18 protein-coding genes are annotated in these 22120 nt (G+C 71.9%); 7 read left to right on the top strand and 11 right to left on the bottom strand.

The genetic code is table 11. From position 1 onward, the window contains the following. The first annotated feature begins 34 nt into the window (after window positions 1-34). The 4 genes from ACWEGE_RS06830 to ACWEGE_RS06815 all read left to right on the top strand — a co-directional run bounded on the left by ACWEGE_RS06830 (window position 35) and on the right by ACWEGE_RS06815 (window position 7134). The gene (locus ACWEGE_RS06830; RefSeq protein ID WP_449659469.1) at window positions 35-1438 is read left to right on the top strand and encodes a M1 family metallopeptidase; all 1404 of its coding nucleotides are present in this window, start codon (window positions 35-37) and stop codon (window positions 1436-1438) included. A gap of 146 nt (window positions 1439-1584) precedes the next feature. Then, on the top strand, window positions 1585-3882 hold the full coding sequence (locus ACWEGE_RS06825) for a glycosyl hydrolase family 95 catalytic domain-containing protein (protein WP_449659468.1): 2298 nt from the start codon (window positions 1585-1587) through the stop codon (window positions 3880-3882). Window positions 3883-3907: 25 nt separating this feature from the next. Then, window positions 3908-6181, top strand: coding sequence for a glycosyl hydrolase family 95 catalytic domain-containing protein (locus ACWEGE_RS06820; RefSeq protein ID WP_449659467.1), 2274 nt, complete (start codon window positions 3908-3910; stop codon window positions 6179-6181). Between the two features lie 59 nt (window positions 6182-6240). Then, window positions 6241-7134 (top strand): peptidylprolyl isomerase, encoded by an 894-nt coding sequence (locus tag ACWEGE_RS06815; protein WP_449659466.1) that lies wholly within the window; start codon window positions 6241-6243, stop codon window positions 7132-7134. A gap of 81 nt (window positions 7135-7215) precedes the next feature. Here the strand turns inward: ACWEGE_RS06815 and ACWEGE_RS06810 are convergent, their stop codons facing one another. The 6 genes from ACWEGE_RS06810 to ACWEGE_RS06785 form a co-directional block, all read right to left on the bottom strand. Continuing rightward, the gene (locus tag ACWEGE_RS06810) at window positions 7216-8958 is read right to left on the bottom strand and encodes an FAD-dependent oxidoreductase (RefSeq protein WP_449659465.1); all 1743 of its coding nucleotides are present in this window, start codon (window positions 8956-8958) and stop codon (window positions 7216-7218) included. Further along, entirely contained in the window at window positions 8955-10697 is a 1743-nt protein-coding gene (locus ACWEGE_RS06805; protein WP_449659464.1) for a maleylacetate reductase and hydroxyquinol 1,2-dioxygenase domain-containing protein, read from the bottom strand. The genes ACWEGE_RS06810 and ACWEGE_RS06805 overlap by 4 nt, the downstream gene beginning before the upstream one ends. Before the next feature lie 75 nt (window positions 10698-10772). Beyond that, the gene (locus ACWEGE_RS06800) at window positions 10773-11642 is read right to left on the bottom strand and encodes a helix-turn-helix domain-containing protein (RefSeq protein WP_449659463.1); all 870 of its coding nucleotides are present in this window, start codon (window positions 11640-11642) and stop codon (window positions 10773-10775) included. 471 nt (window positions 11643-12113) lie between these two features. Next, on the bottom strand, window positions 12114-12908 hold the full coding sequence (locus tag ACWEGE_RS06795) for a siderophore-interacting protein (RefSeq protein ID WP_449659462.1): 795 nt from the start codon (window positions 12906-12908) through the stop codon (window positions 12114-12116). Then, window positions 12908-13774 (bottom strand): PDR/VanB family oxidoreductase, encoded by an 867-nt coding sequence (locus ACWEGE_RS06790; protein ID WP_449659461.1) that lies wholly within the window; start codon window positions 13772-13774, stop codon window positions 12908-12910. The genes ACWEGE_RS06795 and ACWEGE_RS06790 overlap by 1 nt, the downstream gene beginning before the upstream one ends. 1 nt (window position 13775) lies before the next feature. Next, entirely contained in the window at window positions 13776-14396 is a 621-nt protein-coding gene (locus ACWEGE_RS06785) for an MSMEG_1061 family FMN-dependent PPOX-type flavoprotein (protein ID WP_449659460.1), read from the bottom strand. Window positions 14397-14452: 56 nt separating this feature from the next. Between ACWEGE_RS06785 and ACWEGE_RS06780 the strand changes: the two genes are divergently transcribed. Next, window positions 14453-15070, top strand: coding sequence for a TetR/AcrR family transcriptional regulator (locus ACWEGE_RS06780; protein ID WP_449659459.1), 618 nt, complete (start codon window positions 14453-14455; stop codon window positions 15068-15070). On the opposite strand, the gene ACWEGE_RS06775 is transcribed toward ACWEGE_RS06780, so the two are convergent. Both ACWEGE_RS06775 and ACWEGE_RS06770 read right to left on the bottom strand, forming a co-directional pair. Then, window positions 15060-16340: a right-handed parallel beta-helix repeat-containing protein gene (locus ACWEGE_RS06775; protein ID WP_449659458.1), complete on the bottom strand. Its 1281-nt coding sequence runs from the start codon at window positions 16338-16340 to the stop codon at window positions 15060-15062. The genes ACWEGE_RS06780 and ACWEGE_RS06775 overlap by 11 nt on opposite strands. A 59-nt stretch (window positions 16341-16399) precedes the next feature. Further along, window positions 16400-16978, bottom strand: a complete 579-nt coding sequence (locus ACWEGE_RS06770) for a response regulator transcription factor (RefSeq protein WP_449659457.1) — start codon at window positions 16976-16978, stop codon at window positions 16400-16402. A gap of 22 nt (window positions 16979-17000) precedes the next feature. Between ACWEGE_RS06770 and ACWEGE_RS06765 the strand changes: the two genes are divergently transcribed. Continuing rightward, on the top strand, window positions 17001-17990 hold the full coding sequence (locus tag ACWEGE_RS06765; protein WP_449659456.1) for a histidine kinase: 990 nt from the start codon (window positions 17001-17003) through the stop codon (window positions 17988-17990). Here the strand turns inward: ACWEGE_RS06765 and ACWEGE_RS06760 are convergent. The 3 genes from ACWEGE_RS06760 to ACWEGE_RS06750 form a co-directional block, all read right to left on the bottom strand. Next, a complete protein-coding gene (locus tag ACWEGE_RS06760) occupies window positions 17932-18663 on the bottom strand; it encodes a polysaccharide deacetylase family protein (RefSeq protein WP_449659455.1) in 732 nt (243 codons plus the stop codon). The genes ACWEGE_RS06765 and ACWEGE_RS06760 overlap by 59 nt on opposite strands. Before the next feature lie 122 nt (window positions 18664-18785). Next, window positions 18786-19592, bottom strand: coding sequence for an NAD-dependent epimerase/dehydratase family protein (locus tag ACWEGE_RS06755; protein WP_449659454.1), 807 nt, complete (start codon window positions 19590-19592; stop codon window positions 18786-18788). A 26-nt stretch (window positions 19593-19618) separates the two neighbouring features. Continuing rightward, window positions 19619-20431, bottom strand: a complete 813-nt coding sequence (locus tag ACWEGE_RS06750) for an IclR family transcriptional regulator (protein WP_449659453.1) — start codon at window positions 20429-20431, stop codon at window positions 19619-19621. Window positions 20432-20584: 153 nt separating this feature from the next. Between ACWEGE_RS06750 and ACWEGE_RS06745 the strand changes: the two genes are divergently transcribed. Beyond that, window positions 20585-22093: a sodium:solute symporter family protein gene (locus ACWEGE_RS06745; protein WP_449659452.1), complete on the top strand. Its 1509-nt coding sequence runs from the start codon at window positions 20585-20587 to the stop codon at window positions 22091-22093. The last annotated feature ends 27 nt before the right edge of the window (window positions 22094-22120 follow it).

The following is a 22120-nucleotide window of genomic DNA, read 5'->3' as shown; positions in this document are numbered from 1 at the left end:
GGTTCCAGCACGCACGACGAAAGGTTCGCCACGGGTGATTTCGAAGGCTCCCGCTCCCGGCGCGGACACCTCCGGCGACCCCTACCTGCCCGCGCACGGCAACGGCGGCTACCGGACCCGGCACTACGACCTGAGCCTCGACTACAAGGTCGCCCCCAACCGGCTCTCGGCGTCGGCGGTGATCACGGCGGAGGCGACGCAGGCCCTGTCCCGCGTCAGCCTGGACTTCGGCGAGTTCCGGATCAACCGCGTGCTGGTCGACGGCAAGGCCGCCAAGTACCTCAAGCGTGGCGCGAAGCTGCACGTCAAGCCGGCGAAGTCGATCCCCGCGGGTGCGGCGTTCACCGTCGAGGTGCACTACGTCGGCAACCCGCGGCCGGTGGGCAGCCGCTGGGGTGACGTCGGCTGGGACGAGCTGACCGACGGCGCGCTGGTGGCGAGCCAGCCGGTCGGCGCGCCGTCGTGGTTCCCGTGCAACGACCACCCGTCGGACAAGGCGGGCTACCGGGTGAGCGTGACGACGGCGTCGCCGTACCTGGTCGTGGTCACCGGGAACCTGGTCGAGCGTTCGACGTCGGCCAGCACGACCCGCTGGGTCTTCGAACGGCCGGAGCCGACGGCGACGTACCTGATGAGCGTCCAGATCGGCCGCTACGACGACGTCGAGCTGACCGGCCGCGGCTGGGGTTCGCCCACCGGGGTGGGATCGCGGCTGTTGAGCCTCGGTTTCGGCCGGGGCGGCGTCGAGTCGGTCACCCCGGCGGTGCCGCAGCACGCGGCCGTGCCGCCGCGGCTCCGCCGCGCGTTCGATCGGGACTTCGGGCGGCAGGGCCGGATGATGGAGTTCCTGCAGCGGCTGTTCGGCCCATACCCGTTCGGCGAGTACGTCATCGTGGTCACCGACGACGACCTCGACGACCCGATCGAGGCACAGGGCATGGCGATCTTCGGCGCCAACCACGTCGACGGCCGCCGCACCCACGAGCGGCTCGTGCTGCACGAGCTGGCCCACCAGTGGTTCGGCAACAGCCTCACGGTGGCGGACTGGCGCCACATCTGGCTGAACGAGGGCTTCGCGACGTACGCGGAGTGGCTGTGGTCGGAGGAGTCCGGGGGCGCCTCGGCCGCGGCGTTGGCGCGTGACTGGTACGCGCGGATCAAGGCCAAGCCCGCGGACGTGCGCATCGCCGACCCGGGCGTGGCCCGGATGTTCGACGAGCGCGTCTACAAGCGTGGTGGGTTGACGCTGCACGCGCTGCGGGCCGAGATCGGGGACCCGGCGTTCTTCGCGCTGTTGAAGTCGTGGGCCGAGGAACACCGGCACGGGCTGGTCACGACCGAGGCGTTCGTGGCCGCGGCGGAGACGCACGCCGGGCGGTCGTTGAGCGCGTTCTTCACCCGCTGGCTGTACACCCCGGCGCTGCCCCCGCTGCCCTGACCGCAGACTGCGCGCAGAGGATAGGTCGGATGTCTCTGCCGCTTTCCGGGTGAACAGCTCTGGCATTTTGGGCACTCCTCTGTAAGTATGACCGAACGCCGCCGCGTGATCTCGCCGAAACGTAGTATGAATTCGGAGGATGCTTCATGGACGCAGTGTCCCGGCGGACGGTGCTTCGCTCGGCCTCGGTGCTCGCCGGAGCGGCGGCCTTCGGGGGTTTGTGGGCCCGCGCGGCCCCGCCCGCGCTCGCCACCGGCGGCCGGAACCCGCACGCCGACGTCGCCGCCGATGCGCGGATGGTGTGGCGGCGGCTGCCGAAGAACTGGCAGGAGGGCCCGTTCCTCGCCAACGGCTACCTCGGTGTCCAGGTCTACGCCGGGAAGACGCCGGAAACCCTCAAGTTCATGCTGAGCCACACCCAGGTGCAGGACCAGCGCATCCAGTGGGAAGCCGGGATCGGCCTGTCCCGCCTGCCCATCGGCTACCTCACGCTCACCCTGGCCGGCGCGGTCACCGCCGTCGACTGGACGCTCGACCTCTACAACGCCGAGCTCGGCGGCACCATCACCACCACGCAGGGCTCGGTCGCCTTCTCCGCCGTCGTGCACAACGACCTGAGCGGGCTGCTCGTCTCGCTGACGCCGAGCGCGGGAGAGGGGAAAGCCGCGTGGGCGTTCCAGCCCCTCGAATCCGCCACCACCCGGACCGTCCGCAAGCCACCCGAGTACGTCGCCAACCCGGCGCCCGAGCAGGCCGAGGGCTACTGCGCCCAGCCGATGCTCGCCGGCGGCGGGTACACCACCGCCTGGCAGGAACGCGCGATCGGCACGCGACGGCTGTTCGCGGCCACCGTCGCCTACAGCTTCCCCGGCACCACGCACACCGCCGACGCACAAGCGGCCGTCCGGAAAGCGCTTGCCACCCACCCGGACGCCCTGCTCGCCCGCCACCGCCGCTGGTGGAACGACTACCACCGGCGCAGCTTCGTTTCGGTGCCCGACAAGCAGGTGCAGCGGTTCTACTGGATCCAGCTGTACAAGATCGCGGCCGCCACGCGGGCGGGCGGGCCGGTCGTCTCCGAATGGGGGCCGTGGTTCCCCGAGGTCGGCAACAGCTGGACCGCGGTCTGGTGGAACCTCAACGTCCAGGTCACCTACCCGATCGTCAACAGCACCAACCACCCCGAGCTCGACGCCGTCACCGAGACCTTCCGGCGCGACCACGCGAACCTCGAGGTGTCCGTCCCGCCCGCGTACCGCGACGGCGACACCTACGCCCTCTCGCACCCGGGCGACTGGCGGCTGCGGCCCGGCGGCACGCGCTCGGTGGGCGTCCCCGGGACGACGTCCAAGACCGACCAGACCGGGAACCTGCTGTGGGGCCTGCACAACGTGTGGCTGGCCTACCGGCACCACCTGGACAGGCGCGTGCTCCGCGATGTCCTGTACCCGACGCTGGCGAAGGCGCTGAACTTCTACCGCCACTTCCTGTTCACCGACCCGGACGGGGCACTGCACCTGCCGCTGACCCGGTCGCCGGAGTACGCCGACGCACCCGACTGCACCTACGACCTGTCGCTGATCCGGTGGGCGGCCCGCACGCTCGTCGACTCCGCCCGGATCCTCTGCCTCGACGAGCCGCGGGTGCCGATCTGGCGGGAGATCGGCACGAAACTCGTTTCCTACCACGAAGACCCCGCCAACGGCGTGCTGATCGGCGACGGCGTTCCGCTGGCCGCGTCGCACCGGCACTTTTCGCACCTGCTGTGGCTGTACCCGCTGCGGGAGAAGGTCTGGGACGCGCCAGGCGACCGGGACCTCATGACGCGCACCTTCGACCACTGGGCCGCCGACCAGTCCGCTTGGCACGGCTACAGCTACGCGGCCGCGTCGTCGATGAAGTCGGTGATGGACGCGCCCGAAGAAGCGCTGCGGTACCTGAAGTTCTTCCTCGACCGGAACGTCGTGGCCGACACCGAGCTGACCGCGAACACGATGTACCGCGAGGGTTCCAACTTCGCCATCGAGAGCCCGATCACCGCCGCCCAGTCCGTGGTGGACATGCTGATGCAGGGTTCCGGCGGCGTGCTCAAGGTCTTCCCGTCGGTGTCGGCGACCTGGCGGGACGCCTCGATCGCCGGGCTGCGCGCGGAGGGCGCGTTCCTCGTGGACGCCTCCCGCCGCGACGGCAAGACCGAATTCGTGCGCGTGCACAGCGAAGCCGGTGAGCCGCTCGTCCTGCAGCACGGCGTCGCCGGGGACGTCGACGTCCGCGACGAGTACGGCCGGCGGCTGCCGTGGCGCCCGGCGGGGCCGGGGCGGATCGCGATCGGACTGCGCCGCGGCGGCACCGCTGTCGTCACCCCGCGGGGCGGGCGGCCGGACTTCGCGCCGCGGGACGTCCCCGCGCTCGGCCCCGCGCCGGCGTGGGGCCTGCCGAGCTGAACCCGCTCTTCGACGAGGAGGTCGAATGGACATCACCCGCAGAACCGTGCTCGGCGGCGCGCTCGCCGGTCTGGCGGCGGCCGGCCTGGCCGCCGGTTCGGCCGCGGCGGCACCCGGCGGCGACGACTTCGGCTGGGCCGGGTTCCTGGGCACCGCCGACCTGTACTGGCGGCGGCTGCCGAAGACCTGGTACGAAGGCCCGTTCCTGGGCAACGGGTTCCTCGGCTCCGGCATCTACGCCGAACCCGGGCGGAACGCGATCCGGTTCAACGTCCAGCACAGCCAGGTGCAGGACCACCGGCCGGAGTTCGGCTCGCTGTTCGGCCTGGCCCGGCTCCCGATCGGGTACTTCACCCTCGAACCGGTCGGCGCGATCACCGCGATCGACTGGCGGCTGGACCTGTGGAACGCCGAGCTGACCGGCACGATCACCACGGCCGCGGGCAGCCTGAGCCTGCGCGCGATCGTCCACACCGGACAATCGCTGCTGGCCGCCGAAATCCGGCCGTCCGAAGGGGAACGGGCGTTCCAGTGGGTGTTCCACCCGGCGGTCGCGGTCAGCCCGCGGGCCGACCCGGTGTGGAACAAGCCGCCGCCCGTCGGGTACACGGCCAACCCGCCGGTGCAGCTGTCCACGAGCGGTGACGCACAGCTGGCCGTCCAGCCGCTGCTGGCCGGCGGCGAGCACGTGACGGCCTGGCGCGAGGTCACCCGCGGGGGCGCCCGCACGCTGTACACGTCGGTGGCCTGGTCGCACCCCGAGAAGACGTCGGCGGCGCGGGCGCTGGCCGCGGTCCGCCGGGCGCTTCCGTTTTCCGCGTCGGCCCAGGACCACCGGCGCTGGTGGCACGACTACTACCGGCGCAGCTTCCTGTCCATTCCGGACACCCGGTTGCAGAGCTTCTACTGGATCCAGCTGTACAAGGTGGCTTCCGCGGCCCGGCGCGAGGCGCCGGTGATGGCGACTTCGGGACCGTGGCTGGAGAACACGCCGTGGCCGGCGACCTGGTGGAACCTCAACGTCCAGCTCGAGTACTGGCTGATCCACGGCTCCAACCACCTCGAGCTGGACGCCGTCAGCCATGCGCTGGACAAGTACCGCGCGAACCTGACGAGCCAGGTCGCTTCCCCGTATCAAGCCGACTCGGCGGCCATCCCGCGCACGACCGACATGACGCTGCTCAACGGCGTCTCGAACACCACCAGCGGGTTCCCGGTCGGGATCCCGGGGCAGGACACGCCGACGCCGGAGGTCGGCAACCTCACCTGGGCGCTGCACAACGTGTGGCTGTCCTACCGGCACACGATGGACCGGTCCCTGCTCCAGGGCACGCTGTTCCCCCTGCTGCGCAGGGCGATCAACTACTACCTGCACTTCCTCGCGCCGGGACCGGACGGGAAGCTGCACCTGCCGCCGACGTTCTCCCCCGAGTACGGCGTCAACGCGCCCGACTGCAACTACGACCTCTCGCTGATCCGGTGGGGCTGCAAGACGCTGCTGCAGACCGCCCCCGGCGACCCGCTGGCCCCTCGCTGGCGGACCGTGCTCGCGGACCTCGTCGACTACCCGGCCGACGTCAACGGCTACATGATCGGCGCCGGGGTGCCGTTCGCGAAGTCGCACCGGCACTACTCGCACCTGCTGCAGATCTACCCGCTCTACGACGTCACGTGGGAGCAGCCGGAGCACCGGGCGATCATCGAGACTTCGCTGAACCACTGGGTCGGCTTCGAAGGCGCCCTGCAGGGCTACACCTTCACCGGGGCGGCGTCGATCTCGGCGCAGATGCTGCGCGGCGACCAGGCCGCGTTCTACCTCGGCGAGCTGCAGCGGCGGTACATCCAGCCGAACACGATGTACAAGGAGTCCGGTCCGGTCATCGAGACGCCGTTGTCGGCGGCGAAATCCCTGCAGGACATGCTGGTGCAGAGCTGGGGCGGAGTGGTCCGGCCGTTCCCGGCGGTGCCCGCGGCCTGGGGCGACGTCGCACTGCGGGACTTCCGCACCGAGGGCGCGTTCCTGCTCAGCGCGTCCCGCGCCGGCGGGAAGACGCGCTGGCTGAAGGTGCACAGCGAGGCCGGGGCGCCGTGCGTGCTGCGGCCGGGCATCGACGGCGAGCTCGCGGTGACGGACGCGCGGGGCCGGGCGCGGCGCTGGCGCCGGCTGGCGAACGGGGACGTCCAGGTCGAACTCGGGTGCGGCGAAGACGCGTTCGTGTACCGGAAGGGGGACCGGCCGGACTTCGGCGTCCGGCCGGTGGCGCCGGGCGGCCCGAGCACGCCGTGGGGCCTGCCGTGATCGGCGTGTCCGCGCGGGCCTGACCGCAGTAGGGTGCTCCCCGACGAAGGGGAGCGTTGATGAGCGAGCCGGAGCACGGTCACTACCCGCGGTGGCAGCCACCGGTGCCGCCGAAGCAGACGTCCCCGGCCGCGATGGTGCTGATCACCGGGTCGGTCGCGGTCGTCATCCTGATGGTGCTGGCGTTCCTGGCCTGGGGCTACCCGGGGTTCCTGCGCGAGCCGGACACGCAAGGGGACGTCGGGCAGGGGCGCCGGCCGGCCGCGTCGGTGACGGTCGTGAGCTCGACACCGCCGGTGCCGAGCACCCCGGTGACGCTGCCGGGTGGCCGCGCGCCGATGCCGAAGCGGAGCAAGCCACTGGCCGACCCGGTGACGTGCGCGTTCACCCCGGACCCCGCCACGCCGGCGCCGAAGAAGGTCGCGCTGCCGCCGGACGGCCCGGCACCGTCGTCCGGGACGGTCGAGGCCCGGCTGGCGACCAGCGCGGGCGACATCGGGCTCACCCTGGACCGGGCGCTGGCGCCGTGCACCGTGGTCAACTTCCTGAGCCTGGCTCGCCAGGGTTTCTACGACGGGACGTCGTGCCACCGGCTGTCGGTGCAGACCGGGCTGCAGCTGCTGCAGTGCGGCGACCCGGTCGGCGACGGCACCGGTGGCCCGGGCTACACGATCCGCGACGAGGTGTTCCCCGAGCTGACCTACGGCCGCGGCGTCCTCGCGATGGCGAAGACGGCCGCCCCGGACTCCGGCGGCTCCCAGTTCTTCCTCGTCTTCGGCGACATCAAGATCCCGCCGGACTACACGGTCTTCGGCAGCATCGACGACCCGGGCCTGGAAACCCTCGACGCGGTCGCCCGCGCCGGAATCGACCCGTCGAAACCCGGCATCGGCGACGGCAGCGGCCCCCCGAAGACCCCGGTGACCCTCACCCACGTCACCGGCAGTCCGTAACTCGCGTGATCAGAGCCGTAACTCGCGTGATCAGAGCCGTTACGGCTTCGATCACGCGAGTTCCGTGCTCAATCACGTGAGTCACGGGCGGGCGAGGAGGTGGCGGAGGGCCTTGAGGAGGGTGTCGGCGGGGGTGGGGGACAGGGTTTGGTGGCGGGAGGCGACGTAGCCGTCGGGGCGGATGAGGAGGCAGCCGTCCTCGTCGATGGCGCTGAGGCGGGACCAGTCGCCGTAGGCGTCGCGGACGCCCGCGTCGCCGATGCGGACCGTGCGCAGGTCCAGGCCCAGTTCGGCGCCGGCCTTGGCCGCCGCGTCGAGCCACGGCTTGCCGGTGAGCCCGGTCAGGACCGTCCAGCGGCCGCCGCCCACCAGGTCCAAAGTGGACACGCGACGGCCGTGCGGCCCGACCAGCCACGCGTGCGGCAGCTTCGCGCCCGGCTCGGTGCTCGGCCGGTGGTACAGCTCCGGATCGCGGTCGGAAACCGTGGTGACGCCGTCGGGCAGCACCGCACCGGACACGTACCGCTGGTCCAGCTCGACGCCGTGGGCGTTGAACTCGTAGTGCTTGAGTTCGATCGCCTTCTCCAGCTCACGCCGTTTGCGCGCCCCCTCGGCCGTCGGCGCGAGGCACGTCTCCAGCCCGGCCGTGATGCCGTCGGCGTCGGTGTCGCCCGAGATGCCGAGCGCGGCGAAGATCGGCCCGAACTGGTCGCGGCTGAGGTTCGCCCGGTCGACGATCTGCTTGCCCACCGGCGCCCGCTCGGCCGTGTAGCTGTCCAGCAGCCCCTCACCCGCCTCGCCGCGCAGCACCATCGCGAGCTTCCACGCCAGGTTGTAGGAGTCCTGGACGGACGTGTTCGACCCCAGCCCGTTCGACGGCGGGTGCCGGTGCACGGCGTCCCCGGCGCAGAACACCCGGCCGCTGCGGTACTCGGTCGCGTAGTTGTGGTTGACCGTCCACAGTGACGTCGAGGTGATCTCGACGTCCAGTTCCGGGTCGCCGACCAGGTCCCGCACCAGCCGCGTCGCTTCCTCGGCGTCGACCTCGGGCGGCGGCTGGGCGATGTCGTAACCCCAGGTCAGCAGCCATTCGCTCCACGGGCGCACCATCCGGACCAGGCCCATCCCGATCCCGCCGAGGTGCGCGCCCGGCCGCATCACCCAGTACAGGACGCTCGGCCGGTGCGCCACGTACCGCGCGAGGTCGGCGGTGAACGTGATGTTCATGCTGCCCGCCTTGCCGGTCTGCCCGGCGATGGGCAGCCCGGCCTGCTCGGCGACGCGGCTGCGGGCGCCGTCCGCACCGATGAGGTACTTGGCGCGCAGGGTGAACTCGTCGCCGCGCACCCGGTCGCGGAACCGCGCGGTGACCCCGGACTCGTCCTGCTCGAAGGACAGGAACTCGGTGTCCAGCCGCAGTTTCGCGCCGCGCGCGGCGGCCTCGCTGACCAGGATCGGCTCCAGGTAGGTCTGCGGCAGGTCGATCATGTGGCACGGGCTGGCCGCGGTGTATTCGGACGCCGACCGGTCGCCGGTGCCCCAGCTGGCGATCCGGCCGATCTCCGGCCCGGTCAGCGAGGTGCACAGGACGGTGTCGCCCATCAGCTCCGGCGGTGTCCCCACGGCGAGGGCCTTGTCCTCGACACCGAGGTCGCGCAGCACCTCCATGGTCCGCTGGTTGGTGATGTGGGCGCGAGGCGTGTTCGCCGTCCAGCCGTACTTGGTCGCCAGCACGGTGGGCACGCCGTAGGTGGCCAGCAGCAGCGCCGCGGCGCCGCCGGCCGGCCCGCTGCCGACCACGATGACGTCGGTGTCATAGGTCATGCGTCGCTCCCTGAGATGCGGAAGGTGAAGTCGAGCCCGTCGGTGAAGTCGACGATCAGGCCGTCCTTGACGCCGAACACGGTGTCGGAGTCGAGGTACTCGCCGCCGGCGACGAACAGCTGGGTGATCAGCGTGCGGTAGCCGGGCTTGGCGATCATGAAGTGCACGTGCGGCGCGCGGTAGGGGTGCCGCCCGACGGCGTCGAGCATCTGCCCGACGGGGCCATCGGCCGGGATCGGGTACGCGCTGGGCACGATCGTCCGGAACCGCAGCCGTCCTTCCGCGTCGGTGCGGAAGCGGGCGCGCAGCACCGGGCCGTCGACGTCGGGCAGCTGGACGTCGTAGAAACCGTCCTCATTGGACTGCCAGACGTCGACGACCGCGTCCGCCACCGGCCGATCGTCCGTGTCCACCACCCGGATGTCCGCCTCCAGGGGAGTCCCGGGAAGCCCGGCGGCGAGGTCGGCGCCCTGCGGCGTCTCCGGCGGGCCGTCCACGTAGAACGGCCCGAGCACGGCCGACGGGGTCGTGTCCGGCGTCCGCGAGTTGGTCAGGACGTCGACGACGCTCGACACGCCGAGGGTGTCCGACAGCAGGATGAACTCCTGCCGCGTGTCGGTGGTGATGTGCCCGGCCCGGGTGAGGAAGCCGATCGCGTACTCCCACTCGGCCTGGGTCAGGCCGGTGCGGATCGCGTAGCCGTGCAGCGTCTCAACCAGGTCGGACAGGAGCACGCGCACGCGGTCCGGCGCTCCGGCGAAGCTGTCGACGACCTGCTTCGTGAGCGCTTTGAGGCTCGGGCGCGTGGCCGGTCGGGTGCCGTGCAACGCGGCGCGCAGCAAGTCCGGCTCGCCCTCGATGTCGGCTTCGGTCAGGCCGAGTTCGGCGAGCGAGTGCGGGATCGGGAGCGACGCGGCGAGCTCGAACACTTCGTCCGCGTCGTCGATACCCTGGTGCGCCATGACGTGGGGGAGGAGGACGGCGTGGGTCTCGGCGTGCGGCAGGCCGAACTTCCCGCCGAGGTGGTGGCACAGCTTGTGGTGCAGGCCCATCGTGGCGGCGTCGAGGCAGGTCCCCGCCAGCCAGGCGCCCCGCAGCAGGTCGGTGCGGGCGTCCACATCGGACGGGTTCGCGGCGACGCGCGGGAGTGCGCTCGTGATCAGCCGCTTGGCCTCCGCGGCGAAGAGGTCGGTCATCGGGTTGGCGTCCGGCGCGTAGGTCGCCTCCACCGCGTGGGCCAGTGCGTTGAGCCCGCTGGCCGCCGACACCGGCACCGGCAGCGAAAGGGTGAGCTCTACGTCGTAGAGGACGGCTTCGGGCCGGACCTTCGCGGTCCGCTGGGTGGTCTTGCGGCCGTCGGCGGTCTGGCCGAGGACCGATGTCAGCTCGGAGCCCGCGTACGTCGTCGGGACGATCAGCTGCGGCAGGTCGGTGTGCAGGGCGATCGCCTTGGCCAGCCCGGTCGCCGAGCCGCCGCCGATCGCGACGACCCCGTCGACGTCGTGCTCGGCGACGACCTTGAGCGCGCGCTCGGTGACTTCGACCGGGGTGTGCATGGCGGCGTCCTCGAAGCGCGCGGCCAGCCGGGGGCCGAGCGCGGCCGCGGCCCGGTCGCCGTAACGCGGACTGCCGATCAGCAGCACCCGGTCGAGCCCGAGGCGAGCGGCTTCGTCGCCGAGGGTGCCGAGCGAGCCGAAGACCACCCGGACGGGGTTCGCGGCGTAGCTGAACGAGGTCATGCGAGGGAGTATCCGGCGGTGAACCGGGCCGGTCCTGCACGTTCGTGCTGCGCGACGGCACGAAACGCGCGCGTGTCAGCGGGTTCGGCGCAGGGCGGCGGGCGTGGTGCCGAGCTGGGCGCGGAGCACCCGGGTGAGGTGCTCCTGGTGGGAGAACCCGCAGCGGACGGCGATCTCGGCGATCGGGTCGTCGCCGGTGCGCAGCAGCAGCCCGGCCTGCTCGACGCGCAGCCGCAGCAGGTAGCGGTGCGGCGGCAGGCCGGTGCGGGCCTTGAACCGGCGGGAGAACTGGCTGACGCTCAGCCCGGCGAGCGCGGCCAGGTCGGCCAGCGGCACCGGCTCGGCCAGCCGTTCGGCCATCAGGTCGCGGACCCGGGTGAACTGGCGGTCGGAGAGGCCGCGGGCCGGCTCGGGCCCGGGGACGGGCCCGGCGCGGTGGTGGCGCACCAGCTGGGCGGCGACGAGCGCGCCGAGCTGGTCGGCGTAGGTCCGGGCGGCGGGCTCCCAGTCGCGGACGACGCCGTCGAGGCCGAGGACGAGCTGTTCGAGCAGGGGATCGCGGCTGCCGAGCTCCTCGGCGAGCCGCACGGGTTCCCCCGCGGCCTCCTGGACGGCGGCGTCGTCGACGTAGACGTGCACGGTGTCGAGTTCGCCGCCCAGCTCCACCGACAGCTCCGCGTGCGACGGCTGCAGGAAGAGCCCGCCGACGGGCATCCGCCGGCTCTGCTCGCGCGAGGTCCCGACCCCGCGCCGGACGGTGACCGGGCCGTCGAGGTGCAGGATCAGCTGGTGGCTGCGGGCGGCCCCGAACTCGGCGCGGTAGGGCCGCTCGCGCTGCCGGGAGACGTACACCCGGTCCCAGCCGAGGCCGGCGCTGGTCCGGTCCGGGCGGACCCAGGGCAGCGCGAGGATGCCGTTGGTGTCGGCCAGCCCGAGTTCGCCCACGCTGCCTCCTCGCCGTCGAGGCTGCCCGCGATAGTACCCGCCCCGAGCTGGGCCCCCGGCCGCGCGACACAGGAGGGCCTGGTGCCGTTGCGTCGGCCGCCGTGCACCGCCGGCCCGGCGGCTCTGCCCGGTGGCTCTGGCTGCCCGGCCTGCTCGGCGCCTACTCCTGTGCCGAGCACCCCCGCCGCGGGGGCGCCCCCCGTTTTCCACGCTACCGGAGGGCACCGACAATTCCGGTCGCTCGAAGCGGCTCCCGCTGGTCGAAGGCATGATCGCCGTCCGCCGCGAATGGCGCATCCGGACACCTCCGGCTCCGCCCGGAAGGGAGCCGGCTTCCGGTCATGGGAGCCGCTGCCCAGCGCGGCCGGCTGGTGGTGGGAGCGCTGCTCGGGTGAGCCGGTGAGCGAGGTCAGCGGCGACGATCGGGTGCGCTGCCTGCTGATCGGGGCGGTCCGCGGCGGGCTCGTCGGCTCAGCCGGGTGCCGCGCGGCCGTGGCGCCAGTAGCCGAGGAACGCGATGTCCGCCTTCGGCCAGCCCCGGTCCCGCACGAGGTGGCGGCGCACGCCCGTGGCCAGCGCGGCTTCCCCGGCGACCCACGCGTAGGCAGGCCCGGATGGCAGGACGGCGTCCCGGATCGCCGCCAAGGGCAGCGTGCCCGGACGGCCGGGACCCGGGCGCGGCAGCCAGTGCACGCGCACCCCGGGCGGCGCTTCGACCTCGCGGACGTCCGCCGGCGACGGCACTTCCAGGAACACCTCCGCCACCAGGTCGTCCCGGGCGTGGTCGAGGATCGCCAAGATCGCGGGCAGCGCGCTCTCGTCCCCGGCCAGCAGCTGCCAGGACACCCCGGGCGGTGGCAGGTAGCTGACGCCGAGGTCGAAGACGCCGGCCGGGTCGCCCGGGCGGGCCCGGCGCGCCCAGTCGGCGGCGGGAGCGTCGCCGTCGTGCAGGGCGAATTCGATGTCGATCTCGCCAGGCCGCGCCCGCCGGATCGTGTAGTTGCGGACCCAGGGGCGCCGGGACTTCGGCATCACGAGCAACTCGGCCATCCAGCCCTCGTTGTCCAGCGTGGGCATGCGGAGCCGGTCCTGGCCCGCGCGGGGGAAGAACAGCCGCACGGCCTGGTCGTCGCCGGCCGGCTCGAACTCCGCCAGCCCGGGACCGCCGAGAGTGACAGTGCGGAACGCCGGGCTGGGTGCCGTGCTCCCGAGCACCTCCAGGGTGATCATCCGCCGCGTGCGGGGGCGGCGCACCTTCGGGATCATCAGACGTCCAGCACCAGCCGCGAGGACAGCGCGCGCGACACGCACGGGTACATCCGGCCCGCCGCCGCGCCGATGTCGTCGCGGTGCTCCGGTTCGCCCTCGACGACCAGGACCTGGCAGCTGCCGCACACCCCTTCGCGGCACGCCGACGGCACCGGTTTCCCGGCGTGGTTCAGCGCGTCGAGCAGCGACTCGTCCGCCGGGACCTGGATCGTGCCGCCGGACCGGGCGCACTCCACCTCGAACGGGGTGTCCGGCCCGAACGTCCGCCGCGTCGGCTCGAACCGCTCGGTGTGCACCCGCGGGAACGCCGCCTCCGCCGCGTCCACCATCGAGGCCGGGCCGCAGCAGTACACCTCCGCGGACCGGAACTCCCCGGCCAGCGCCGCGAGGTCCGGGCGCCCGAGCCGCACGCGGTCCCCGTACTCCGCGGCGAGTTCCGCGGCGAACGGCCGCCCCGCGTACGCGAGCGTCACCGCCGCGCCGGAGCCGGCCGCGGCCCGCAGCATCGGCATGATCGGCGTGATCCCGATGCCGCCCGCCACGAACAGGTACTCCGGCGCCGGGAGCAACGGGAAGTGGTTGCGGGGCAACGAGACCGGCAGCGTCCGGCCCGGCTGCAGGAACAGGTGGACGTACTCCGAGCCGCCGCGGCTCAGCGGGTCGTGGCGGACGGCGATGCGGTACGCCGACAGGTCGGCGGGGTCGCCGCACAGCGAGTACTGGCGCGTCAGCCAGTTCGGCAGCTCGAGGTCGATGTGCGCGCCCGGCTCCCACGGCGCCAGCGGGCCTTCGTCGCCGCGCAGGACCAGGGAGACGACGTCGTCGGTCACGCGCTCGATGCGCTCCAGGATCGTCTTCTGCATGTCAGTACAGCTTCCGGTAGCCGGTTTCGAGGAGCTGGTCGAGCAGCGCCGGGTCGACGTTCATCTTCTCGCCGGCGATCTCGCCCGCCGAAGGCAGCTCCGCGGCGAGCGCCTGGCTGGCCGGGTCCCACAGGCGCGAGCGGATCAGCGCGCGGCCGCAGTGGAAGTACACCTCGGCGACGTCCACGACGATCGCCAGCGCCGGCGCCTTCGCCTCGGTGCGCATCCGGGCGAGCACGCCGGGATCGTCGGTCACGTACGCGCTTCCGTTGACCCGCAACGTCTCCCGCATGCCCGGGACGAAGAACAGCAGGCCGACGCCGTCGTTCTCGGCGATGTTGCGGAAGGAGTCGGCGATCCTGTTGCCGGGCCGGTCGGGCAGCGCGAGCGTGCGCTCGTCGAGGACCTTGGCGAAGCCGGGGTAGTCGCCGCGGGGTGAGCAGTCGGCGCGGCCCGCGGCGTCGGCGGTGGCCAGGGTGAGGAACGGCGAGTGGGCGATGAAGCGGCGGGCGTGGACGTCGATGCGGTCGCCGATCTTGGCCTTGATCATCTCTTCCGGCTCGCCCAGCTGGGCCGCCACCTCGGCCGGGGAGACGCGGTGGAGCGTGTTTGTGCTGGTCATGACACAATTATGAGCAAATACTCAGGTCTTGACTACTCGCTTTCCCGGAGGAAGCCGTGTTGCCGGACGAGCGCCGCATCCAGCCACGTAAACAGCCGCGGCAGGTCCGCGCCGAGCTGACCCGGCAGCGGATCCTGACCGCGGCTGCTCACGTTTTCGCCGAGCACGGCTACGCCGCCGGCACCACCAACCGCATCGCCGAGCGCGCCGGGATCTCGATCGGGTCGCTCTACCAGTACTTCCCGAACAAGGACGCGATCCTCGCCGAGCTGCTGACCCGGCACCTCGACGGCGGCACGGCGGCCGCGACGAAGGTCCTGACCGGCCCGCTGCCCGATTCGATCGAGGAGATCCTCCGCGTCTTCGTCCGGCTCGCGGTCGAATCCCACCGCGACGACCCCCACCTGCTGCGGATGCTGCTCGAAGAGGCACCGCGGTCGCACGAGCTGCTCGAGCGGGTCGGCCGGGTGAAGCGGGAGATGGTCGCCCACACCCGCGACCTCCTGGAAAGCCACCCGGAGGTCCGCGTCGCCGACACCGCGACGGCCGCGCGCCTGGTCATCGCGACGGTCGAGCTGGCCGTCCACGACCTGCTGGCCGAGCCGGACCCGATCGACGCCCGGCGGCTCGAGGACGAGATGGTCGCGATGCTGACCCGGTACGTCAGGGGGTGAACTGGTAGGCGCCGGCGTCGATCCGGGTGCCGACCGCGTTGCCGTCGACGTCGATGTCCGCGTACTTCTGGACGCCGAGCCCGATGGCGGGGCTGCCGGTCTTGAGGACCAGGTTCGTCGCCGAGGTGAACTTCGGGTCGGCGACCTTGTCCGTGGTGCCCGGGGTGAACTGCCGCTGGCCGCCGTAGAAGACGTTGTGGTCGGTCGCGGTCCAGCCGGTGTCGGCGTACCCGACCTTCATCGCCGCCTGGATGACGTTCTGCGTGAGCTTGAGCGTCTGGTTGGTGCAGCCGCCGTAGCAGACGAACCCTTCGGATTCGGCGTTGCCGAGCCGGACGGAGTTGTTGCGGAAGACCGTGCCGGTCACCGGCCCGTTGCCGTCCTGGGCACCGCGCGTCACGATCCCGCCGCGCGTCTTGCTGCCGAAGACTGCGTTGTACTCGTAGACGTTGTTGCGGGAGACGCCGTCCGGATCCTTCGCGTCGGTGCCGAGCTCGGTGAAGGACTCGTTGTCCTCGGAAATGTTGTGGTGGATGATGTTGTCCGAGCCCCAGAAGACCTCGACCGCGGCGCCGTCGAGCCCGCCGAAGTCCTCGCTCACCGCGATCGAGCCGCTGATCCGGTTCCAGCCGATGTCGGACCCGTTGCCCTGCACAAGGATCGCGAACGCGCCGGAGTCGTCGTTGCCGCCCGGCGTCACGACGGTCATGTGGTTGTTGTCGACGAGGTCGTTCTGGGTGACCTCGGTGCCGTCGGCGCTCGGGGCGATGTAGACGCCCGCGCCGGCGCCGGTGATGTAGTTGGAAAGGACCTTGTCGTGGTCACCGCCGACCTCGACGCCGGCCCAGGAGCAGCGCCCGGCGTCGGCCGCGACGCCGACCTGCAGGTCCTGCACGGTGATGTAGTCGCCGGGCAGGTTGACGCAGGCTTCGTCGTTGCCCTGGACGATCGGCCGGGCGCCGTCGCCGTAGGCGCCGATGGTCACCGGCGCGGCGGCCGAGCCCTTGCCGGAGACGCTGAGCCCGCCGCTCCAGGTCCGGCCCCGGCGCAGCAGCACCTTGTCCCCGGGCTTCAGCTCCGTCGCGGCGACCTTGGCGAGGGACTTCCACGGCGCGGCCTGCGTGCCGGCCGCGCCGTCGCTGCCGAGGGCCTGGTCGACGTAGTAGGTGTTCGGCGCCGCGGCGGCCTCGGTGGCGGTGACCGTGGTGACTGTGCCGGCCGTCAGAGCGGCGAACACGCCGAGCGAGAGCAGTTTCCACTGGTTCGACATGGCCCGCGACGCTAACCCGGGGACGTACACGGGCCGTACAAGTCAGCCGGGCCACGCACTCAGCGGTCCCTGGCCACGAGCGCCGCCTGGGTGCGGCTGGTCACCCCGAGCTTGGCCAGCACGTTGCCGACGTGCACCTTCACCGTCCGCTCCGCCAGCCGCAGCCGGGCCGCGATGTCCTTGTTGGACAGTCCCTCGCCGAGCAGCTCCAGCACGTCCCGCTCCCGCGGGGTCAGCACGCCGCCGCCGCTCAGTGCCGAGGCCGCCGCCGGGCTCAAGGCCGTCACGCCGTGGTGCGCCGCCCGGACCGCGGCCGCGAGCTCGGCGCCCGAGGAGTCCTTCAGCACGAACCCCGCCGCGCCCGCGCCGAGCGCTTCGCGGATCTCCCGCGGCCGGCCGACCGTCGTCAGCATCAGGACCCGGGGTGCCGAGGGGCCGAGCCGGCGCAGGACTTCGAGGCCGTCCATCCCGGGCAGGTACACGTCGAGCAGGACCACGTCGGCCGGGACCGAGGACGCCAGCAGTTCCGGCCCGGACGCGTACTGCGCGACCACCTCGAGGTCCGGCTGCGCCCCCAGGATCAGCGCGATGCCTTCGCGCACCAGCGCGTGGTCGTCGACGACCTGCACCCGGATCATGCCCGCACTCTACTGTCGGCCCATGCGTCAGTCTCTCGTCACGACGGCGGCCGTCGCCGCGGTGTTCTTCGCCGGTGGGGCCTGGACGCCGCAGCAAGGGTGGCTCGCGGCCGGGCTCGGCGCCGCCCAGCTCGTCCCGCTGCTGTGGTCGCGTCGCGCCCCGGCTCTCGTGCTCGTCGTGGTGACCCTGGCGACCGCCGGGCACCTGCTGCTCGGCCAGCCGCGCAACACGATGTACGTGCCGGTGCTGCTCGCCCTCTACAGCACCCCGCGGCGGTGGCTCGCGGCCGCCGCGACGCTGGTCGTCGGCGCCGCCGTGTTCCCGGCGAAGGGCCTGCTCGACGGCACGGTCCTGGCGGTGACGATCGCCGCGGTGGCCTGGCTGCTCGGCGCCGAACGCCGTCGCGCGCTCGCCGACCGGGCCGAGCGCGCGGCCCGGCGGCTGCACGACACGCTCGCCCAGACCACCGCCGTCATGCTCGTGCAGGCCGAGACGCTGCGTGCGGTCGGCGACCTGACCGACGCCGACCGCGAACGCCTCGACACCCTCCTGGCCGCCGGGCGGGGCGCGCTCACCCTCGTCCGCCGCACGCTCGACGACCTGCGCGACGACGCCGAACGCGCCCCCGACCTCGCCGAGGTGCTGGCCCGCCTGCGCACCGCGGGACTGGTGCTCGACCGCGACCCGGTGCTGCCCGCGCTGCCGCGCCCGGTGCGGGAGCTGGCCGAGCGGTTCATCGCCGAGACCGCGGTGAACGCGTTGCGCCACAACGGTCCCGGCGTCCGCCTCCGGCTCGACGTCGAAGCCGGTGCGCGGGTGAGGATCACGGCGCGGAACACGCTGAAGGGCACCCCGCACCAAGGGGTCGGCTACGGGCTGGCCGGGCTAGCGGAACAGGCCGCGGCGGCCGGGGGAGCGCTGACGCACGGCCCGCGGGACGGCGAGTGGGTGGTCAGTGCCGAGCTGCCAGCAGCCGCGCCACGGTCACGAACCGGTAGCCTCGCTGCTTGAGCTGGTCCAGGATCGGCCCGATCGCCTGGCGGGTCTGCTCGCGCGAGGCGTACATGCCGTGCAGCAGCACGATCGAGCCCGGCCGCACCCGCTCGACGGTGGTCCGCACGACCGTGGCGGTGTCCGGCGTGCCGTCGGAATCCGGCTCGACGTCCCAGGTGATCGTCGTGCGGTGGTGCTCGGCCAGGTAGTGCGGGAGGGCGAAGAGCTTCTTGCCGTTCGGGGGCCGGAAGCGGATTTCGCCGGTGTAGCCGGTCGTCCGGATGAGGGCGTCGGTGGCTTCGACCTCGTCGGCGACCCACGCCGGTGTCACGCCGATCATCCGTTCGTGGCTGAAGCTGTGGTTGCCGATTTCGTGCCCGGCGGCGGCGATGTCGCGGGCGAGGTCCGGGTGCGCGGCGATGTCCCGGCCGATGAGGAAGAAGGTCGCGGGCACCTGGCGGCTGTGCAGCGTGTCGAGGATCGGTTTCGTCCCGGCGGGGTCGGGGCCGTCGTCGAAGGTGAGGGCGACGATCTTTTCGCTCGTCTCGACGCGGTTCACGAGGGAGCCGAAGAACTGGAAGGTGTGGGACCTCGACACCTCGAACAGGGTTGCCGCACCGCCGAGCACGACGACCAGCAGGCTCGCCACGACGATCGTCCACTTCCGGGCGCGGCGGGATTTCAAGATCATGCCCGCCACCCTGGCGGTGGTGCCGGGGCGGGGGAAGCCGCAAAGGTACTAGTACCCCACCCCGGAGCCTGCTGGCGCCCACGGCCGGCGGCGCACCGCCGCCGGCCGTGGGCGGCGACCGGTCAGAGCGGGTTGAACACACCCAGCGGCGCCGTGCAGAAGGGGCCGCCCACGTATTCGGCCGCCGGGCCCGTCGGTGCCGGCTTGGCCGCCAGCTGGTCCGCGTACACCTCGGCGTCGTCCAGGGACTTGTAGCCCAGGGCCTCCGCCTCCTTCAGCGAGTAGATCCGGCGGGTGTTGTCCGATACGCCCCAGATCAGGCGGTAGCCCGGGGATGGTGCCGAAAGGCATGCCTCGAACAGTCGTGCGGCGTCGTCCGGGGACAGCCACGTCGTCAAGCCGCGGGGGCCCAGGGGCAGCGGTGTCTCGAAGCACGAGCCGATCCGGATCACGATCACGTCCATGCCGAAGCGGGAGTGGTACAGGCTGCCCAGGGCCTCGATCGCCGCCTTCGAGACGCCGTAGTACGTGTCCGGTCGCGGGGACGAGTCGGCCGGGAGGTCCGAATCCACCCGGCGGAAGCCCACCGCGTGGTTGCTCGACGCCAGGATCACCCGCTGGATCCCCGCGGCCCGCGCCGCCTCCAGGACCGTCTGCGTGCCGTTGATGTTGACGTCGAGCGTCGCTTCCCACGAGTTCTCGCGGCTGTGCCCGCCCAGGTGGATCAGCGCGTCGACGCCTTCGCACGCCGCCGCCATCGCCGCCGGGTCGGTCACCGATGCCGTCACGATCTCTTCGGACGCATCGGACGCCGTCTGCGGAGCCAGGTCGAGCAGGCGCAGCACGCGGCCGTCACGCTTCAAGCGGGGCCGCATCAGGGTGCCGACGACACCCGCCGACCCGGTGATGAGCACACGCTGGTCCGTCATGGAATTCCTCTCGGTAAGGGCGGCGGTCAGCGAATTCCGGCCCGGCGCAGCTGCTGCCCGAGCTCGGCGGTGGTCTCGGCGAGCAGTTCGCCGACGCGGCGGGCGTCCTCGTCGGTCACCTGGGCGATGGGCATCGAGCAGCTGATCGCGTCGGTGCCCGGGATGCGGTAGGGGATCACCGCGGCCACGCACCGGACGCCGAGCGTGCCCTCCTCGACTTCGGCCGCGTACCCGCGTTCGCGGGTGGCGGCGAACTCGGCGTGCAGGCCTTCGAGCGTGGTGATCGTGTTGGGCGTCAGCGCGGCCAGCACCGGCGGCATCAGCGCCTCGATCTCGTCGTGCGTCAGCTCGGCCAGCAGGGCCTTGCCCAGCGCTGTCGCGTGCGCGGGCAGCGTGCGCCCGACGCGCGAGACCAGGTGCGTCGAGCGCTGCGACTCGCGCGTCTCCAGGTAGACGACCTCGGTGCCGTTGCGGCGCGCGAAGTGCGCGGTGAAGCCGGTCTTCTCCCGGATGCGCTCCAGCGCTTCGGTGGCGAACGGGACGACGGCGTCGCGGTCCAGGTACGCCGTGCCGCAGATCAGCGCCCGGACGCCGAGGCGGTAGCGGGCGGTGTTGGCGTCGGCCTCCAGCCAGCCGGCCTCCAGCAGCGTCCGGAGCAGGCCGTGCAGCGACGAGCGCGGGAAGCCGGTGCGGGCGTGCAGGTCCGACAGGGACAGCCAGACGTCGTTCGCCGCGAACGTCTCGATGAGGTCGACGGCCCGGCGCGCGGACTTCACGCCCGAGGACTCCGTGGCCGGGGCGCCATCGGCTGCCGCCGGGTTGTCCACCTTCTGCGGCATTTGTGTGCCTCCGTCCGGCCGTTGACTTGTGACCCCGGCCATATTAGCGTCCCGAACAACGTTCTTATGGATGAACATAATCACTATAACAGACTCCGTTCATAGATGTGAACAGTAAGACCGCATCGACGTGGACGCGGAAGGGAGCCTGCGGTGCACGCACTCGACTGGACGATGATCTGCGCGTACTTCGCGCTGATGATCGTGATCGGCTGGTGGTCGCACAAGAGAGTCAGCGACGTGAAGGACTTCTTCACCGCCGGCGGGCGGATGCCGTGGTGGCTGGCCGGCATCTCGCACCACATGTCCGGCTACAGCGCCGTGCTCTTCGTCGCGTACGCGGGCGTGGCCTACACCACCGGTGTCACCGTGTACTTCTGGGGCTTCGCCAGCATCGGCATCGGCGTGGGCATCGGCAGCTGGCTGTTCGCCGCCCGCTGGAACCGGTTGCGCTCGAAGCTGGGTGTCGCCTCGCCGCTGGAGTACCTGGCCAAGCGGTACAACGTGCCGACGCAGCAGGCGCTGGCCTGGAGCGGCAGCCTGCTGAAGATCTTCGACATCGCGGCCAAGTGGTTCGCCGTCGCGACGCTGCTGCACGTCTTCGCCGGCCTCGACTACAACCTCGGCATCCTCATCACCGGCGCGGTCACCCTGGTCTACTGCACCATCGGCGGCCTGTGGGCCGACGCGCTGACCGACTTCGGCCAGTTCGTCATCCAGGCCATCGCCGCGATCGTGATGATCGTCGTGGTGCTCGGCAAGCTGGGCGGGATCTCCGCGCTCTGGACGATGTGGGACAAGCTGCCCGAAGGCCACGTCGACCCGGTGACGTCCAAGTACACCACCATCTTCCTGCTCGTCTACGTGCTGGTGAAGACCCTGGAGTACAACGGAGGCATGTGGAACCTGGCGCAGCGGTACATGGCCGCGCCGAACACCCACGAGGCCAAGCGGGGTGCGCGGCTGTCCTCGGCGCTGTACCTGTTGTGGCCCCTGGTGCTGATGTTCCCGATGTTCGCCGCGCCGCTGCTGATCCCCGGTGTCAAGGACCCGACGCAGTCGTACGCGATCATGACCACGACGTTCCTGCCGCCCGGCCTGATCGGGCTGGTGCTGGCCGGCATCTTCTCGCACACCATGGCGATGGTTTCCTCCGACGCCAACGCGATCTCCGCGGTGATCACCCGCGACATGATCCCGGCGATGTTCCGCCGCGCCCGGCAGTGGACCGACGTCCAGGGCCTCAAGGCGGCCCGGATCACCACGGTCGTGTTCGTCGCGCTGACCATGCTGGTGGCCACCCAGGCGCAGAACCTCGGCGGCGTGCTGCAGATCGTCGTCAACTGGGTCGCCGCACTGATGGGCCCGATCTCGATCCCGCTGCTGCTGGGCATGCTGCCGTGGTTCCGCAAGTGCGGCCCGCGGGCCGCGCTGGTCTCCTGGGCGGGCGGCCTGATCGACTACGCGCTGGTGTACTACGTCTTCAAGGCGAACCAGACCGTGCTCGTCGCGACGCCGATCCTCGTCTCGCTCGCACTCTACGTCGGCCTCGGCCTGCTCGCTCCCGAGCGCAGCGCGGCCGCCGATGAGATCGTCGACACCGTGAACACCGCCGACGACGAAGTCGACCGGAAGCAGGAAGGCACGACCGTGCCCGCCTGACCGCAGGCCACACCCGGCCGAACCGAA

Source organism: Amycolatopsis sp. NPDC004747 (genome assembly GCF_053601335.1).
The sequence above is the reverse complement of the archived record's forward strand: the minus strand, read 5'-3'. Positions and strand labels throughout refer to the sequence as shown.

Coding starts and splice junctions, on each gene's coding strand:
- ACWEGE_RS06805 (WP_449659464.1), bottom strand. CDS start 10,697: ATGACCTCGTTCAGCTACGCCGCGAACCCCGTCCGGGTGGTCTTCGGC.
- ACWEGE_RS06785 (WP_449659460.1), bottom strand. CDS start 14,396: ATGACCAGCACAAACACGCTCCACCGCGTCTCCCCGGCCGAGGTGGCG.
- ACWEGE_RS06795 (WP_449659462.1), bottom strand. CDS start 12,908: ATGATCCCGAAGGTGCGCCGCCCCCGCACGCGGCGGATGATCACCCTG.
- ACWEGE_RS06815 (WP_449659466.1), top strand. CDS start 6,241: ATGAGCGAGCCGGAGCACGGTCACTACCCGCGGTGGCAGCCACCGGTG.
- ACWEGE_RS06790 (WP_449659461.1), bottom strand. CDS start 13,774: ATGCAGAAGACGATCCTGGAGCGCATCGAGCGCGTGACCGACGACGTC.
- ACWEGE_RS06775 (WP_449659458.1), bottom strand. CDS start 16,340: ATGTCGAACCAGTGGAAACTGCTCTCGCTCGGCGTGTTCGCCGCTCTG.
- ACWEGE_RS06820 (WP_449659467.1), top strand. CDS start 3,908: ATGGACATCACCCGCAGAACCGTGCTCGGCGGCGCGCTCGCCGGTCTG.
- ACWEGE_RS06755 (WP_449659454.1), bottom strand. CDS start 19,592: ATGACGGACCAGCGTGTGCTCATCACCGGGTCGGCGGGTGTCGTCGGC.
- ACWEGE_RS06760 (WP_449659455.1), bottom strand. CDS start 18,663: ATGATCTTGAAATCCCGCCGCGCCCGGAAGTGGACGATCGTCGTGGCG.
- ACWEGE_RS06770 (WP_449659457.1), bottom strand. CDS start 16,978: ATGATCCGGGTGCAGGTCGTCGACGACCACGCGCTGGTGCGCGAAGGC.
- ACWEGE_RS06810 (WP_449659465.1), bottom strand. CDS start 8,958: ATGACCTATGACACCGACGTCATCGTGGTCGGCAGCGGGCCGGCCGGC.
- ACWEGE_RS06825 (WP_449659468.1), top strand. CDS start 1,585: ATGGACGCAGTGTCCCGGCGGACGGTGCTTCGCTCGGCCTCGGTGCTC.
- ACWEGE_RS06765 (WP_449659456.1), top strand. CDS start 17,001: ATGCGTCAGTCTCTCGTCACGACGGCGGCCGTCGCCGCGGTGTTCTTC.
- ACWEGE_RS06750 (WP_449659453.1), bottom strand. CDS start 20,431: ATGCCGCAGAAGGTGGACAACCCGGCGGCAGCCGATGGCGCCCCGGCC.